Source organism: Massilia alkalitolerans DSM 17462 (assembly GCF_000427785.1).
Taxonomy (GTDB): domain Bacteria; phylum Pseudomonadota; class Gammaproteobacteria; order Burkholderiales; family Burkholderiaceae_D; genus Telluria; species Telluria alkalitolerans.
Map to the genome: position 1 here is coordinate 1 of NZ_ATYR01000010.1, position 14,152 is coordinate 14,152.

General features: G+C 65.3%; 12 protein-coding genes, 1 tRNA gene and 1 pseudogene. 10 read left to right on the forward strand and 4 right to left on the reverse strand.

From position 1 onward, the window contains the following. Window positions 1-243 (forward strand): annotated as a pseudogene (locus tag YWC_RS29160) (IS1595 family transposase); the annotation flags it as partial. 31 nt (window positions 244-274) lie between these two features. Here the strand turns inward: YWC_RS29160 and YWC_RS0111960 are convergent. Continuing rightward, window positions 275-1,600, reverse strand: coding sequence for a GGDEF domain-containing protein (locus YWC_RS0111960; RefSeq protein WP_027865584.1), 1,326 nt, complete (start codon window positions 1,598-1,600; stop codon window positions 275-277). A gap of 310 nt (window positions 1,601-1,910) precedes the next feature. Here YWC_RS0111960 and YWC_RS0111965 point away from each other — a divergent pair, with 310 nt between their 5' ends. From YWC_RS0111965 to uvsE, 3 genes are all read left to right on the forward strand, one after another. After that, window positions 1,911-3,746: a tetratricopeptide repeat protein gene (locus YWC_RS0111965; RefSeq protein WP_027865585.1), complete on the forward strand. Its 1,836-nt coding sequence runs from the start codon at window positions 1,911-1,913 to the stop codon at window positions 3,744-3,746. 306 nt (window positions 3,747-4,052) lie between these two features. Then, window positions 4,053-4,862, forward strand: a complete 810-nt coding sequence (locus YWC_RS0111970) for a CAP domain-containing protein (protein WP_229413084.1) — start codon at window positions 4,053-4,055, stop codon at window positions 4,860-4,862. Between the two features lie 116 nt (window positions 4,863-4,978). Then, a complete protein-coding gene (gene uvsE, locus YWC_RS0111975; protein WP_027865587.1) occupies window positions 4,979-5,869 on the forward strand; it encodes a UV DNA damage repair endonuclease UvsE in 891 nt (296 codons plus the stop codon). On the opposite strand, the gene YWC_RS0111980 is transcribed toward uvsE, so the two are convergent. Next, the gene (locus YWC_RS0111980; RefSeq protein ID WP_027865588.1) at window positions 5,866-6,561 is read right to left on the reverse strand and encodes an alpha/beta fold hydrolase; all 696 of its coding nucleotides are present in this window, start codon (window positions 6,559-6,561) and stop codon (window positions 5,866-5,868) included. The two genes, uvsE and YWC_RS0111980, sit on opposite strands and share 4 nt — an antisense overlap. A 63-nt stretch (window positions 6,562-6,624) precedes the next feature. Beyond that, the gene (epsC, locus tag YWC_RS0111985; protein WP_027865589.1) at window positions 6,625-7,542 is read right to left on the reverse strand and encodes a serine O-acetyltransferase EpsC; all 918 of its coding nucleotides are present in this window, start codon (window positions 7,540-7,542) and stop codon (window positions 6,625-6,627) included. A 244-nt stretch (window positions 7,543-7,786) separates the two neighbouring features. Between epsC and YWC_RS0111990 the strand changes: the two genes are divergently transcribed. The 6 genes from YWC_RS0111990 (at window position 7,787) to mqo (ending at window position 13,432) form a co-directional block, all read left to right on the forward strand. Further along, window positions 7,787-9,511, forward strand: a complete 1,725-nt coding sequence (locus tag YWC_RS0111990) for a methyl-accepting chemotaxis protein (RefSeq protein ID WP_027865590.1) — start codon at window positions 7,787-7,789, stop codon at window positions 9,509-9,511. A gap of 75 nt (window positions 9,512-9,586) precedes the next feature. Beyond that, the gene (locus tag YWC_RS0111995; RefSeq protein WP_027865591.1) at window positions 9,587-10,072 is read left to right on the forward strand and encodes an acyl-CoA thioesterase; all 486 of its coding nucleotides are present in this window, start codon (window positions 9,587-9,589) and stop codon (window positions 10,070-10,072) included. Between the two features lie 74 nt (window positions 10,073-10,146). Next, window positions 10,147-10,713 carry a lipocalin family protein gene (locus YWC_RS0112000; protein ID WP_027865592.1) on the forward strand — a complete coding sequence of 189 codons (567 nt, stop codon included), beginning with the start codon at window positions 10,147-10,149 and terminating at the stop codon, window positions 10,711-10,713. A gap of 59 nt (window positions 10,714-10,772) precedes the next feature. Beyond that, a tRNA-Phe gene (locus YWC_RS0112005) sits at window positions 10,773-10,848 on the forward strand. Between the two features lie 289 nt (window positions 10,849-11,137). Next, window positions 11,138-11,575: a MarR family winged helix-turn-helix transcriptional regulator gene (locus YWC_RS0112010; protein WP_027865593.1), complete on the forward strand. Its 438-nt coding sequence runs from the start codon at window positions 11,138-11,140 to the stop codon at window positions 11,573-11,575. 138 nt (window positions 11,576-11,713) lie between these two features. Next, window positions 11,714-13,432 carry a malate dehydrogenase (quinone) gene (mqo, locus tag YWC_RS0112015; protein ID WP_027865594.1) on the forward strand — a complete coding sequence of 573 codons (1,719 nt, stop codon included), beginning with the start codon at window positions 11,714-11,716 and terminating at the stop codon, window positions 13,430-13,432. Window positions 13,433-13,498: 66 nt separating this feature from the next. Here mqo and YWC_RS0112020 read toward each other — a convergent pair whose 3' ends face one another. Then, window positions 13,499-13,924, reverse strand: coding sequence for a hypothetical protein (locus YWC_RS0112020; RefSeq protein WP_156923621.1), 426 nt, complete (start codon window positions 13,922-13,924; stop codon window positions 13,499-13,501). Window positions 13,925-14,152: the final 228 nt, after the last annotated feature.

The following is a 14,152-nucleotide window of genomic DNA, read 5'->3' on the forward strand; positions in this document are numbered from 1 at the left end:
ATTGCGCACCAGGCGGTGAACCTGCGTGCCGGCGTGCGGGTACGCAGCGGCGTTGCCGGCGCCATCCATGTGCAGAATGTGAACGCCTATCACCAGCGCTTCCGGCAATGGTTGAGCCGCTTCCGCGGAGTAGCTTCGCGCTACCTGCCGAACTACCTGGGCTGGCGTCGGGCGCTCGATGGTGGACGGATCACGACGGTGGAGCAATTGCTGCGTCTCGCGTTCGGAGTCATCCATAGCTAAGGAGGACAGCGCCTTTTTTATTGCCTGCGCCTCAAGCGCACTGCAGGCCGGCTTCCTCCGCGCAGATCCGGTTGCGCCCGCCCTGCTTCGCCACGTAGAGCATGGCATCCGCACGCAGGAACAGTTCGTTCTCGCTGCGGCACTCCGGATAGGCCGCCACCCCGCCGCTGAAGGAAAAATGGCGCAGGTCGCCGGGGCCGACTTCGAAGGGGATGGCACAGAAGGCCTGGCGCATGGCGTCCAGGCGGCGCCTGCCCTCCTCCCGGCTGCAATCCCAGAACACCACGACGAACTCCTCGCCGCCGAAGCGGCTGAGCAGGTCCCATTCGCCCAGCTGCGGCGCGAGAAGCAGGGACAGGCGCTTGATCACGATGTCGCCGAAGTGGTGTCCCCAGGTGTCGTTGATGGTCTTGAACTTGTCGATGTCGATGACGCCGAAGGCCAGTTCGGAGCCCTCCTGGGCGGCGCGCCGCACCAGCGCCTGCGCCTTCTTCTGCAGGCCGACCTTGTTGAGCAGGCCGGTGGCGCGGTCCTTCCCGATCAGGTCCTTGTTGATGCGGATCTTGTTGCTACGGTTCACCAGCTGGGCTTCCAGCAAGCCGGGCTCGCCGTTCGCCAGCACGGCGTCGAAGCCGTCGGCCAGCGCGCGCCGGGCCAGCGCCGGATCCGGACGGCACTGCAGCAGGGCGATCTCGCGCACCGGGTCGGCCTCGATATTCCTTTGCAGCACCCGCACGATGGCTTCGGTGCGCAGGTATTCGCCATCGGTCACCAGGACCAGATCGGGCTGCAGTTCCTTCACCCGCAGGTGCAGGGTGTACGCGTCCGGATGGCGGATCACTTCGACGCTGTGCTGCGCTAGCTGTGCCTCGTCCAGTCCCGGCACCTCGCCCAGCACGACCATGCGCACCGGGTCGCCGCGCTTCTTCTGCATGAACAGGTTGAACAGCTTGTCGACGAACACGTCGTTGGGGATCGGCTTTTCGGCATAGGCCAGGCAGTTGCTGTCGACCAGGCGCTGCTGCAGCAGGAAACGGCTGCCCTGGCGCGCGCTCTGCAGGTAGACATAGCGGTGGTCGGCGGGCAGGCGCTGCAGCAGCTCGCCCAGCATCAGGGTGCGGCGCCCCTCCGGCATGTCGGCCTGCATGTTGTGCAGGGCATCGAGGTCGATCACGTACAGGTTGTCGCCGCCATCCCCGGCCACCGCCTTGACGAAGCGCGACACGTCGTCGAAGAACAGGATGTCGAAGTCGTATTTATGGGCGTGCAGTAGCAGCTCGGCCCGGTTGTCCTTGATGAAGAAACTCTGCGATAGGAGCAGGACGTGATTCCTGTACAACGACATGGCTTGCGTCATGGTGCCTCGACTTCCTTGCTGGATGCGCTGCGTTTGCCCCTTGCGGTGCCTGCCGGGCTGGTCCCGTGCTGTGTTTATTACAGGAATCTAATTGTGTTCCCGTCGGCTCCAAAAGGCAAACACTTCAGTCCTAAGTGCAACAAGCGCCTGCAGAATTTCCGTTAAGAAATTTAGCTTAACAATCCTGTATGACGCCCGTATGAACTTTGATCCCGCGCAAACAAGGAACGGTGCCTGCCCGCGCTCCAGAACTTGATGCCCAGGCGCCGCGTCAAAACAAAACGCCAGTGTCGCCATACCGGGGGAAACGATGAGACCCGCACGCATCCTCACCATCATGGGCGCAAGCGGGGCAGCCGCGCTTGCAGCCCTGGCAGCCCTTTCCCTGGCCACGGCCGGCCCCGCTCCGAACGAGCGCGGCACTGGCACGCAGGCCTTCGATCCCCTGTTCGCACCCGGCGCCGTCTGCACCCCGGCGCGTACCGGCCGGCCGCCGCTGCTCGAGCGCCTCGTGCTCGCCCAGGCGGAGACGACGCCGTTCAAGCCGGGCCAGACAGTGCCGACCCAGGGCAAGACGACAAGCGAGGCCGCCCCGCCCCTGTATGCCAACCTCGGCAGCCTGCACGTCCCGGTCACCACCGGCAGCCAGCGCGCCCAGGCCTATTTCGACCAGGGCATGCGCCTGACTTTCGCCTTCAACCATGCCGAGGCCGCGCGCGCCTTCCGCGCGGCGCAGCAGCACGATCCCGGCTGCGCCATGTGCTACTGGGGCGAGGCGCTGGTGCTGGGCCCGAACATCAACGCACCCATGTTCCCGGAAGCCGCCGGGCCTGCCGCCGCCGCCGCCGCGCGCGCGGTGTCGCTGGCAGGCAAGACCACGCCGCCGGAACAGGCCCTGATCCGCGCCGTCGCGCGCCGCTACCAGGCCGAGCCGCCCGCCGACCGCACACCGCTCGACAAGGCCTATGCCGATGCCATGGGCGAGGCTGCGCGCGCCTTCCCGAACAACGACACCATCCAGGTGCTGTATGCGGAATCGCTGATGGACCTGTCGCCCTGGGATTACTGGCAGGCCGGCGGCACCCAGCCCAAGAACCGCAGCGCCGACCTGGTGGCCGCCCTCGAGCGCGTGTTGGAGCGCAACCCGAACCACCCGGGCGCCGCCCACTACTACATCCACGCGGTCGAAGCCTCGAGCCAGCCGGAACGGGCGCTGCCGGCGGCCAGGGTGCTGGCCCGGCAGATCCCGGGGGCCGGACACGTCGTCCACATGCCTTCGCACATCTATTACCGGCTCGGCATGTACCGCGAGGCGCTGGAGTCGAACCGCGAGGCGATTGCTGCCGACGAGCAATACTTCGCGCGCTCGCCGAGCGACCCGGTCTACCGCGGCGCCTACTATCCGCACAACATCCATTTCGTGATGGTGTCGGCCCTGATGGGCGGCGACGGCCGCACGGCGCTCGAGGCGGCAGGCAAGCTCGACAAATCAATCAGCCCCGAGCTGCTCAAGGGCTTTCCCAGCCTGCAGCCGGTAAAGTCCGCGCCCTATTTCTCGCATGTGCAGTTCAGCTCGCCGGACACGCTGGTGGCGCTGCCCGACCCCGGTCCCGACTTCGTGCTGGTCAAGGCGATGTGGCACTACGCCCGCGCCGTCGGCTTCGCGCGCAAGGGCATGCAGGCCGAAGGCGCCCGCGAAATCGCGGCGCTCGAACGCCTCGAGCGCACCGCGGACTTCAAGCCGATCGCGGAATGGAACATCCCGGCGCGCGAGATCGTGCAGACGGCGCGCGCGGTCGCACGCGGACGGCTGGCCGATGCCCGCGGCAATGCGCCCGAGGCCATCAACGCCTACCGTGAAGCGATCGCGGTGCAGGACGGCCTGCCCTACATGGAGCCGCCCTACTGGTATTACCCGGTGCGCCAGTCGCTGGGCGCGGTACTGCTGCGCACCGGCCAGCTCGAGGCCGCCGAACAGGTCTTCCGCGATTCGCTGGCGCGCACGCCGAGCAATGGCTGGGCCTTGCGCGGCCTGATCGAGGTCTACCAGAAGCGAGGCGACAAGCCTGCGCTGGCGGCGGCGCGCAAGCGCTTCGAGACCACCTGGCTGGGCGAGCCGGGCGGCCCGCCGCTGACGCGCCTGTAGCGGCTTGTTACAGCGTGGCGCTTTGCAGGCGCAGGTGGCGCTGCTATAGTGGGTGCATCGGACAGATGCGTCACCCCGTCTTTCCGGCTTCGAAAACGCTGACCTGTGGTCGGCGTTTTTGCTTTGGGGGCGGCTTAGTTTCCTGTCAATTGCCTATCGATACATGGTCGCTTGCGCCTGGGGTTGATCTTGCCAACGAATTTCCTGACTCTGCCATTTCTTTCGCGCCGGCCTGCCTGCCTTGCGGGACGCGCCGCGCTGCCCCTCCTGCTCGCGCTAGCCGCGTGGCCCGGCATGGCGACTGCCGTGCCCGCACCAAGCTATGGCGCCGAGCAGCTCACTACCCTGGTCAATGCCTACCGCAGCGCGCCGGGCAGCTGCGCGGGGCGCGCGGCCGCGCCGGCCGCGGCGCTGGTGGCGCACCCGGCGCTGGCGCGGGTGCGCATCGGCCCCGGCACCTTCATCGAGCTGGCGCTCGAGCAGGCCGGCTTTGCCGCCGAGCGCGCCGTATCGGTCAGCGTCAACGGTCCGGAAACCCCGGCGGAAGCGATGACGGTGCTGCAGGAAAAATATTGCCGCACCCTGCTCGACACCCGCTTCTCGGCCGTCGGCAGTTACCGCGAGGGTAAGGAATGGACCGTGATCCTGGCCCGTCCGGCGCCGCCGCTGCCGTCCGAGTCCTTTCCGGACTGGCACGAGGCCGGCAAGGCCATCCTGGCCGGCGTGAATGCGGCCCGGGCCAGCGCGCGCAGCTGCGGCAACCGGCAGTTCGCCGCGGCGCCGCCCGTGACCTGGAACCCGCAGCTGGGCGAAGCCGCGCTGTCCCATAGCCGCGACATGGCCGCGCGGCGCTACTTCGGCCACAAGGCCAAGGACGGCAGCATGCCGGCCGACCGCGCGACGCGGGCCGGCTATGCCTGGCAGCGGGTCGGCGAGAACATCGCCTTCGGCCAGAGCACCCCTGACGAAGCCATCGCCGGCTGGCTCGACAGCCCGGGGCACTGCGCCAACATCATGAACCCGGGCTTTACCGAGATGGGCGCGGCCTACGGTGTCGCGGCGGAAAAACGCAGCGGCATCGTCTACTGGACCCAGGTGTTCGGCCGCCCGCGCTGACCCGTCAGCTTGTCCCTGAGCTGTCCCGGGAACATGGTCCGAAACCCCTAAGCGAACGCGCCGGGAAACCTGATTTGGATAGACTGGGACGCGCCATCACCACATCACGGGACACCATGCAACCGAACCTCGGCCTCGTCTGCATCACCGCATCGAAAGACGTCCGCTACCGCACGGTCACGCGCAAGCGCCTGCTCGAGCACAGCCTGGACGCCCAGCGCAAGCTGCTCGAAGACCTGTACCGCGACAACATCCAGACCCTGGACAAGGCGCTGCGCTACTGCGAGGGCGAGGGCATCCGCCTGTACCGCCTGCCCTCCTCGATTTTCCCCTTCGCCGACGAAGACATCGGGCGCGAGGTGCTGGCGCCCTTCGCGACGACCCTGGGCCGCTCGGGCCGGCGTGCGCTGGAACGCGGCATCCGGCTGGTGATGCACCCGGACCAGTTCGTGGTGCTGAATTCGGATTCGGAAGGCGTGGTGGCGAACAGCGTCAAGATCCTGCAGATGCACGCCGACATCATGGACCTGCTTGAGCAGCCGCGCTCGCCATGGGCCCTGCTCGAGATCCATGGCGGCAAGGGCAATCGCGCCGACGCGCTGGTCGAGCGCATCGCCCTGCTGCCGGACGCGATCCGCTGCCGCCTGGGGCTGGAGAACGACGAATATGCGTATGGCGCTCAGGAAATTTACGAGATCTGCATGCGCGCCGGCGTGCCGATGGTCTTCGATGCGCACCACCACGTGGTGCACGACAAGCTGGACAGCTACGAAGACCCCAGCGTGGGCGCCATGCTGCTCAAGGCCAGGGAAACCTGGGCCGATCCCGCGCACCAGCTGGTGCACATCTCGAACGGCCGCGAAGGCTTCAACGACCGCCAGCATGCCGACCTGATCGAGGTGATGCCCTCGTCCTACCTGGCGGCGCCCTACATCGAGATCGAGGCCAAGCTCAAGGAAGAGGCGATCCGCGGCCTGCGCGCCTGGTCGGCTTCCGCGATGGCCTAGGCTGACGTCACTTTCTGCAGCCAGGGCTCGACGATCGCGAGCAGTGCCTGCGGGGCCTCGATCGGCACCATGTGGCCGCTGTCCTCGATGACAGCGAATTCGGCGCCGGGAATCCCGGCATGCATCTCCTCGGCTTCCTCGCGTGAACGCAGCCGGTCCTGTCCCGCCGCAATCACCAGGGTCGGGCAGCGGATGTCGATCAGCCGCTCGCGGTCGCTGGTACGCACGATCGCCGACTGGCGCCGGAACACCTCGCCGCCCAGGCGCACGCCCATCGCGCGCACCCGTTCGATCAGGGCCTCGTTGGCGGCGTGTTTCGGGTGCAGCGAGGTGGCGATCGCGGTCTTGCTCAGGCCCGAGAAGGCGACCGAGGCCGCGGCCTTGCCGACCGTGCCGCGGCTCTGCCGCAGCGAAGGCGTATCGGGGCGCGTGGAGGTGGCGACCAGCACCAGCGCGCGCACCCGCTCGGGCGCCAGGCGCGCGATCTCGCGGGCGACATAGCCGCCCATCGAGAAGCCGACCAGGATGAAGCTGCAAGGGGCATCGGCGAGCGCGCGGCCGGCCATCGCTTCGATGGAGGAATCATGGCGCAAGTCCGCGTGCATGAGCGGCCCGAATTTCCCGAGCGGCCCGGCCACGTCGTCCCAGAGCGCTTCGTCGGCCATGTAGCCGGGTACGAGCAGGATAGACATCGCAGCATGATAGCAAAGCCATGCTGCGCTTACCGGGCCCTGCTCAGGTTCAGGTACCCTGCGTCAGGTATTGCGCGACTGCGCCTGCGACACGTTGCTGCCCGGGGGGACGCTCTGGGTCAGCCAGACATTGCCGCCGATGGTCGAGCCGGCGCCCACCGTGATGCGTCCCAGTATCGTGGCCCCGGCGTAGATGACCACGTCGTCCTCGACGATCGGATGGCGTGGTGCTCCTTTGACCAGTGCGCCGCTGGCGTCCACCGGGAAGCGCTTGGCGCCCAGGGTCACGGCCTGGTACAGGCGCACCCGCTCGCCGATGATGGCGGTCTCGCCGATGACGACGCCGGTGCCGTGGTCGATGAAGAAGCTGCCGCCGATGTGCGCCGCGGGGTGGATGTCGATGCCGGTCAGCGAATGGCCGATGTCGGCGATCAGGCGCGCCAGGAAGGGCACGCCGAGGCGGTGCAGGCAGTGCGCCAGCCGGTGGTAGAGGATGGCGATGGTACCCGGATAGCACAGCATGATCTCGGCCACCGAGCTGGCGGCCGGGTCGCCGGCCAGCGCGGCCTGCACGTCCGACACCAGCAGCGCACGGATGCCTGGCAGGCTGGCGGCGAACTCGCGCGTGATCGCCTGCGCGTGCTCCGCCAGGGTGACCTCGTCGGCCTCCTCGAACTGGGGGGCGAAGCGCAGCGCGCGCCGCACCTGCCCCACCAGACGGTCGAGCGTGACGTTGAGCGTATCGCCGACGAAGTAGTCGATGCTCTCGTCGTTCAGGTCGGGCCGTCCGTAATGGGTCGGAAACAGCGCCGCCGAGACGCCGCCCACCACCTGGGTGAGGACTTCGCGCGAGGGCAGCTCGCGCACGCGCCCCTGGTGGCGGATGTTGTGGGTGGATTCGCGCGAGGTGCGCAGCGCGTCGATGATGGGGCCCAGGTGCCACTGCACGGAGCCGGATGTGGTCGGGAATTCGCTGTTCATGTGCCGAGCCTACCTGCTTTGCCGGCCTTGGAGAACGATTTAAATCAGCCTTCTATATGCGGAAATTGTTATGAAACATAGCTCGCGTAAACTTTGATCCGCTTCATTACTTCTGGTCCATATTTTGCTCTAACTTAATGGATTGCGTCCTGACACCAGGGCGCGCTTCATCGACGTGCCGCCGGCCGCCCCATACCGGGACAGGCCGCACCGGCATGGAGCCCACCAGCCACCGGGAGACGCAGTGTCCAACGCCATGTCCAGTGTCCGCGCCCAGTTACGCATCGTGTTTGCGTTCGTCATCATCATCTCGACCCTTGCCACTGCGGTCGCCATCTGGCGCCTGCAGCTCATGTCCGAGGAAACCGAAGCGTTCACCCGGCGTCCGCTGGTCAAGGAGCGCCTGGCTTCGCAATGGCTGCTCAACACCTCGGTGTCGGCCAAGCGCACCGCCGCGGTCGCCCGTTCGAGCGATCCGGAACTGGCCAAGGCCTTCGCGGCCGAAAGCCTCGAGTCGAGCCAGCGCACCAGCGTCCTGCAGGACAAGGTCGGCGAACTGCTCGACACGCCGGAGGAACAGGCGCTGTTCCAGGCCATCGCCGAGGCGCGCGGGCGCTACATCGAGACCCGCGACCGGGTGATGAAACTGAAGGCCGACGGCCAGGCTGGCGAGGCAATGGCCCAGTACGAGCGCGAATTCGTGCCGGCCACCCAGCTCTACCTGGACAAGGTGACGGCGCTGCAGGCGCTGCAGCACAAGGCCATCGACACCATGGCGCAGGAGGCGCTGGATGGCGCCGCCGCCAGCACCACCATGCTGGTGAGCCTGTGCCTGGTGACGCTTGCCGGCAGTATCGCGGCATCCATGCTGTTCGCGCGCGCGCTGTTCCGGCGCCTGGGCGGCGAACCGGCCGAGGCGGCGCGCGTGGCGGGCGAGATCGCCGCCGGCAAGCTGGATGTGCGGGTCGCGCTGCGGCCGGGCGACCAGTCCAGCGTGCTGTATGCCTTGCTGCGCATGCGCGACAGCCTGGCGCAGATCGTCGGCCAGGTGCGCGACGGCACTTCGACCATCGGCGCCTCGGTGGATGCAATGGCGAGCGAGGCCCAGGAGCTGTCGCGCCGTACCGAGAGCCAGGCGGCCGCGCTGGAGCAGACCGCCTCCTCGATGAACGAGCTGGCGCACGCGGTCCAGCACAGCGCCGCCAGCGCCGAGGAAGCGAACGGCCTCGCGGTGGCCGCCTCGACGGTCGCGCAGCAGGGCGGCGCCATGGTGGGCCAGCTGGTGGACACCATGGGTGCGATCAACGCCTCGTCGGCGCGCATCGTCGACATCATCGGCGTCATCGACGGCATCGCCTTCCAGACCAATATCCTGGCCCTGAACGCCGCGGTGGAAGCGGCGCGCGCCGGCGAACAGGGACGCGGATTCGCCGTGGTGGCCGGCGAGGTGCGCAGCCTGGCCCAGCGCTCGGCGGCGGCCGCGAAGGAGATCAAGGAACTGATCGACGACTCGACGCTGCGCGTGTCCCAGGGCGCCGACCTGGCCGGCCGCGCCGGCGCCACCATGAACGGCATCGTCGACAGCATCGGCCGGGTGACCGCGATCATGGGCGAGATCGTCGACTCGAGCAAGGAACAGGCGAGCGGCATCCAGCAGGTGCACCGCGCGGTGTCCGACATGGACAGCGTCACCCAGCAGAACGCCACGCTGGTGGAGGAATCGGCGGCCGCGACCGAATCGATGAAGGAAGAAGCCGCGCGCCTGGCGCAGCTGGTCGCGGTCTTCAAGCTGGCCGCCGAGGCCGCGCCACGCAAGGACGACGCGCCGCGCATCGCCAGGACAGTCCCCCCTCCCACCAAACCCGCCGCATCCGCGCCTCCGGCCGCGCGTGCCAAGCCTGCCGCCCGCCCTGCCCCGCCCCCGGGTGCGGAGCGCAAGGCCGCCGAAGAGGAGTGGGAAGAGTTCTGAACCCCGCCGGCCGGCATTGCCGGCCCGGCGATTCTGGCGCACCATAGCGTCATCCTTACTTCTGTCGAGCCCTGCATGAACCTGCCTTCCCACCAGCTGTCGATGACGGTCCTGATGACTCCTGACACGGCCAATTTCTCCGGTAACGTCCACGGCGGCACCATCCTCAAGCTGCTCGACCAGGTGGCCTATGCCTGCGCCAGCCGCTATGCCGGCCGCTACGTGGTCACGATGAGCGTGGACCAGGTCACCTTCCGCCAGCCGATCCACGTCGGCGAGCTGGTGACCTTCCTGGCCTCGGTGAACTATGCCGGCCGCAGCTCGATGGAGATCGGGATCAAGGTGATCGCCGAGGACATCCGTTCGAAGGTGGTGCGCCACGTGAACAGCTGCTTCTTCACGATGGTGGCGGTGGGCGACGACCGCAAGCCGGTGGCGGTGCCGCCCTTGCAGCCCGCTAACGACGACGAACACCGCCGCTTCGAGGAAGCCAAGGGGCGCAAGGCCGCCCGGCTGGAACTCGAACGCCGCCACGCCGAGCGCGCCGCCGCGCGCGCCTAGTCCGTGCGTTGGCGTACGGCGGGGCGGCGCCTCCTTCGGCTACCATCGGAGCTCGACCATTCACGGGAACGCCGATGAAAACCTCCCTGCTTGCTCCGATGCTGTCCCTGCTGATCTTGTCCGCACCCGCTGCCCAGGCCGCGGGCCAGGCAGCCGATGGCGCCAAACCGCTGGCCACGATTCCCGCGCTCGACGTCAAGCGCTACATGGGCACCTGGTACGAGATCGCGAAGTTTCCAAACGACTTCCAGAAGAAGTGCGTCGGCTTCACCACTGCCACCTACAGCCTGCGCGAAGACGGCCGCGTGGACGTGCTCAACCGCTGCCGGCGCGCCGACGGCAGCACCGACGACGCCAAGGCCGTGGCGCGCCAGGTCGGCGAGGCCACCTCGCCGAAACTGGAAGTGCGCTTCGCGCCCGCCATCGTGTCCTGGCTGCCGATGGTATGGGGCGACTACTGGGTGATCGACCTCGACCCGGACTACCAGCTGGCCGCGGTCAGCGAACCGAAACGCGAATACCTGTGGATCCTGTCGCGCACGCCGAAGGTCGACCCAGCCGCCTACGACGCCCTGCTCGGCCGGCTGCGCGCCCAGGGGCTGGACATGAACCGGCTGGTGCCGACCAAACAGGGCGAATGAGCCTGATTTCAATCAGGCACTACCGCCGCGCCAACCCATGTGCTAGAATGCGAGCCCTTGGCCTGGTAGCTCAGTTGGTAGAGCAGAGGATTGAAAATCCTTGTGTCGGTGGTTCGATTCCGCCCCGGGCCACCAAGAATTTGCTTCACGAAACGCCCACTCATGCAAGTGGGCGTTTTCGTTTCCGGGATAGTGCTTCCCCGGTGTCGATCTCCTCCCTCCCCAGACAGCGGCTCTCGATGCCGACTCCCCGTGGTGTCGTGTCGAGCTTCCCAAGTTCAGGCATGCATCTCCGCTTGACTACCCGTTTTCCCGGCCTCCAAGGCCATGACCATTCCTCGGCATGGTCGTTAACTATTGCCTACGGAGAATCCACAATAGACCATATTTGCCTAGGCAAATATAGTTCAACCGTTTTCAGACCATGGCTGCATTTGAAGAATCCAACAATGAACAGTTTGGTTACCTGATCAGCCAAGCTCGCAACGCGTTGTTTGCAGCGCTTGGTAAGGAAATGCTGCCGCTGGGCCTGACCGCGTCGCAGTTTGTTGTGGTCATCAGTGCAATGCGCCATGGCGCCCGCACCGTCAACGAGTTTTGTCAGCTGGCCGGGATCGAGCCTGGCCCAATGTCGCGTCTACTGGACCGCCTGGAAGCCAAGGGGATCGTCCGCAGGGTGCGCGACTTGGAAGACCGTCGCCAGGTCAATGTTGTCCTGACCGATAAAGGCGTCGCGCTCTGCCCGCACATCAACGCGGCGCTCCACAAGGTCTACGCGCAGTTGCTCAATGGGTTCAGCGAACAGGAAGCGCTGGCCTTCAAGCATGCGCTGGAAAGAATTCTGCTCAATGCGAAACAGTAGTTTCCAAGAACAGGGAATACAAGCACCACTTCGCCATTGATAGAAAAGTCAACCCGAATACGTCAGCTCGCGTCTGCGCACCGTCTTTGAACGACGGCGCCCTGTCGCATTCAATTTTTCTCAGGAGGACTCATCGCAATGAGTCAAGAAACCAGCAAGAATCCAGCAGCGCCTGCCAGCAGCAAGCGCTTCTCCCGGCGCAAGTTTATGGGAACCGCTGTCGGCGCCGCAGCCTTGGCCGGCGGCTACTCACTTGCATTCGGGGGGCAGTTCCGTGCCGCCAAGGCAGATCGCGCGGTTGACGTGCTGCTGATCGGCGGTGGCATCATGAGCGCGACGCTTGGTGTCTATCTGTCGGAACTGGAGCCAACATGGACCTTTGAAGTGTTCGAACGTTTGGACAAAGTTGCTGAAGAAAGTTCCAATGGCTGGAACAACGCGGGCACAGGTCACTCGGCGCTCTGCGAACTGAACTACACCCCGATGGACGATAAAGGGCAAGTGCATATTGCCAAGGCGATCGAGATCAACGAGAGCTTCCAGATCTCGCGCCAGTTCTGGTCGCATCAAGTGCGCAAGGGCGTGCTGGGCAATCCGCGCGAGTTCATCAACTCGACGCCTCACATGAATCTGGTGTTCGGCAAGGAGAACCGGGACTTCATGCACAAGCGCGTCGCGGCCTTGAAGGCATCGCCGCTATTTGCCGGCATGGAATTGACTACCGATCCGGCCAAGATTGCCCAGTGGATTCCGCTCATGATGGAAGGCCGCAAACCGGACGAAATGGTTACCGCCACCCGTTCGCCGCTCGGCACAGACGTCAACCTGGGCGCGATTACCCGCCAGTTCTACAAGCATCTCAGCCAGACTGTGGGCAGCAAGATCTCGACCGGGTACGAGGTCCGCTCGATCACGCGCAACGAGGATGGATCCTGGCGTGTGTCGGCGTTCGACGTCAACGACAGTTCCAAAGTCCAGACGGTCGATGCGCGCCACGTCTTTATCGGTGCAGGTGGCGCAGCATTGCCGCTGCTGCAGTTAACGGGTATTCCTGAAGCGAAACAGTATGCTGGCTTCCCGGTCGGCGGCGAATTCCTCGTCACCGAGAATCCGGCAATTGCCTCGCGCCATCTGGCCAAAGTGTACGGCCTGGCGGATACGGGTTCGCCACCGATGTCGGTGCCGCATCTGGATACTCGCGTGCTGGACGGTAAAACGGTACTGCTGTTCGGGCCATTCGCTACCTGGTCCACCAGATTCCTCAAGAATGGGGCGTATTCCGATATCGTGAAGGCAACCACGCCCTCCAATATCATTCCGCAACTTCAAGTCGGCGCTCATGAGTTTGCACTTGTAAAATATCTCGCGCAGCAGTTGCAGCTGTCCAAAGAAGAAAAAATGGCGGCGCTGCGTCACTACATGCCCGAGGCAAAGGACGAAGACTGGCGTCTATGGCAAGCTGGCCAGCGTGTGCAGATCATCAAGAACGTGCCCGGCAAGGGTGGCGTACTGAAGCTTGGTACGGAAGTGGTGGTTTCCGAAGATCGCTCGGTGTCTGCGTTGTTGGGAGCGTCACCAGGTGGCTCTACATCGCCGGCGATCATGCTGTCGCTGCTGGAGAGAGTTTTCCCTGATCAAATGAAGACCGCCGCCTGGCAGGAAAAAATTCGCGACATCGTTCCGTCTTATGGGAAAAAGCTGAATGAAAATGTGCAACTGCTGGCGGCCACCTGGGCAAGCACTGCTGAAACACTGCAGCTGACGATCGCGCCGCCAAGCCTGGAGAACTTCGTTCCAGGCGCGGCTGCCGTCGTTCAACCTGGGCAAGTGAAAAAAGTGCCTGACATCGCGCTGTAGTGCTGTCACCAAAACTCAGCCGTACAGCAAAAGCGCCACCTTCGGGTGGCGTTTTTGTTCAAACCTTCAATCCTTCTTTTCCCTGAATTCACCGTCGATGACCATGTCATCGGTCTTGTTGGCCGGCTGTCGGCCGGTGAACCTGGTGACGGACGCGACGATCCGGTCGAACATAACTCGCCTCAACCAGGGATAGCCCAGAAGAAACGCCAGGGTAAAGCCCGTGAATATCGCGGACACGCTGTCACCCAGCCACAGGAAGTTCAGCAAGCACAGTGCGAGTATGCCGGCGATGAGTGGCCGGCGCACAGGTTTGGGCAAGAGGCCGACGATGCGCAGCTTGCCCTTGCTTATCCAGGGAAATCTTGCAAATACGACGGCTAGGAGGAGTCCTGCCAGGAACCGGCCCGTGCCGAGATAAGCGGCCAGCACTCCAACGACCAGGAAACCGGTATAGGTCATCGTAGCGGCCAGGGCTGCCAGCAGCAGCAAGGCAATGGCGAGCGTTAGCTTGGGCGTACGTATCGCCGCATTGATCAAAAGACGTAGGATTTGTGTACTCCTGCAGAGGGACGTTAAAAAACCAAAGCGAATTTTAACAATACTCTCTTGCCTCGGGGCTGTTCAGGAACGTTCCTGCCCGGCGCTCGACCTTGCCCTTGCACCCATCGCCCCGCGCAGCCGCTTCTGCTACCATAGTCCCCTGGCGCGCGAGCATCC

Excerpts from the sequence above, each read along its gene's own strand:
- YWC_RS0111960 (WP_027865584.1), bottom strand. The coding sequence starts at position 1,600 with ATGACGCAAGCCATGTCGTTGTACAGGAATCACGTCCTGCTCCTATCG.
- YWC_RS0111965 (WP_027865585.1), top strand. The coding sequence starts at position 1,911 with ATGAGACCCGCACGCATCCTCACCATCATGGGCGCAAGCGGGGCAGCC.
- uvsE (WP_027865587.1), top strand. The coding sequence starts at position 4,979 with ATGCAACCGAACCTCGGCCTCGTCTGCATCACCGCATCGAAAGACGTC.
- YWC_RS0111980 (WP_027865588.1), bottom strand. The coding sequence starts at position 6,561 with ATGTCTATCCTGCTCGTACCCGGCTACATGGCCGACGAAGCGCTCTGG.
- epsC (WP_027865589.1), bottom strand. The coding sequence starts at position 7,542 with ATGAACAGCGAATTCCCGACCACATCCGGCTCCGTGCAGTGGCACCTG.
- YWC_RS0111995 (WP_027865591.1), top strand. The coding sequence starts at position 9,587 with ATGAACCTGCCTTCCCACCAGCTGTCGATGACGGTCCTGATGACTCCT.
- YWC_RS0112000 (WP_027865592.1), top strand. The coding sequence starts at position 10,147 with ATGAAAACCTCCCTGCTTGCTCCGATGCTGTCCCTGCTGATCTTGTCC.
- YWC_RS0112010 (WP_027865593.1), top strand. The coding sequence starts at position 11,138 with ATGGCTGCATTTGAAGAATCCAACAATGAACAGTTTGGTTACCTGATC.
- mqo (WP_027865594.1), top strand. The coding sequence starts at position 11,714 with ATGAGTCAAGAAACCAGCAAGAATCCAGCAGCGCCTGCCAGCAGCAAG.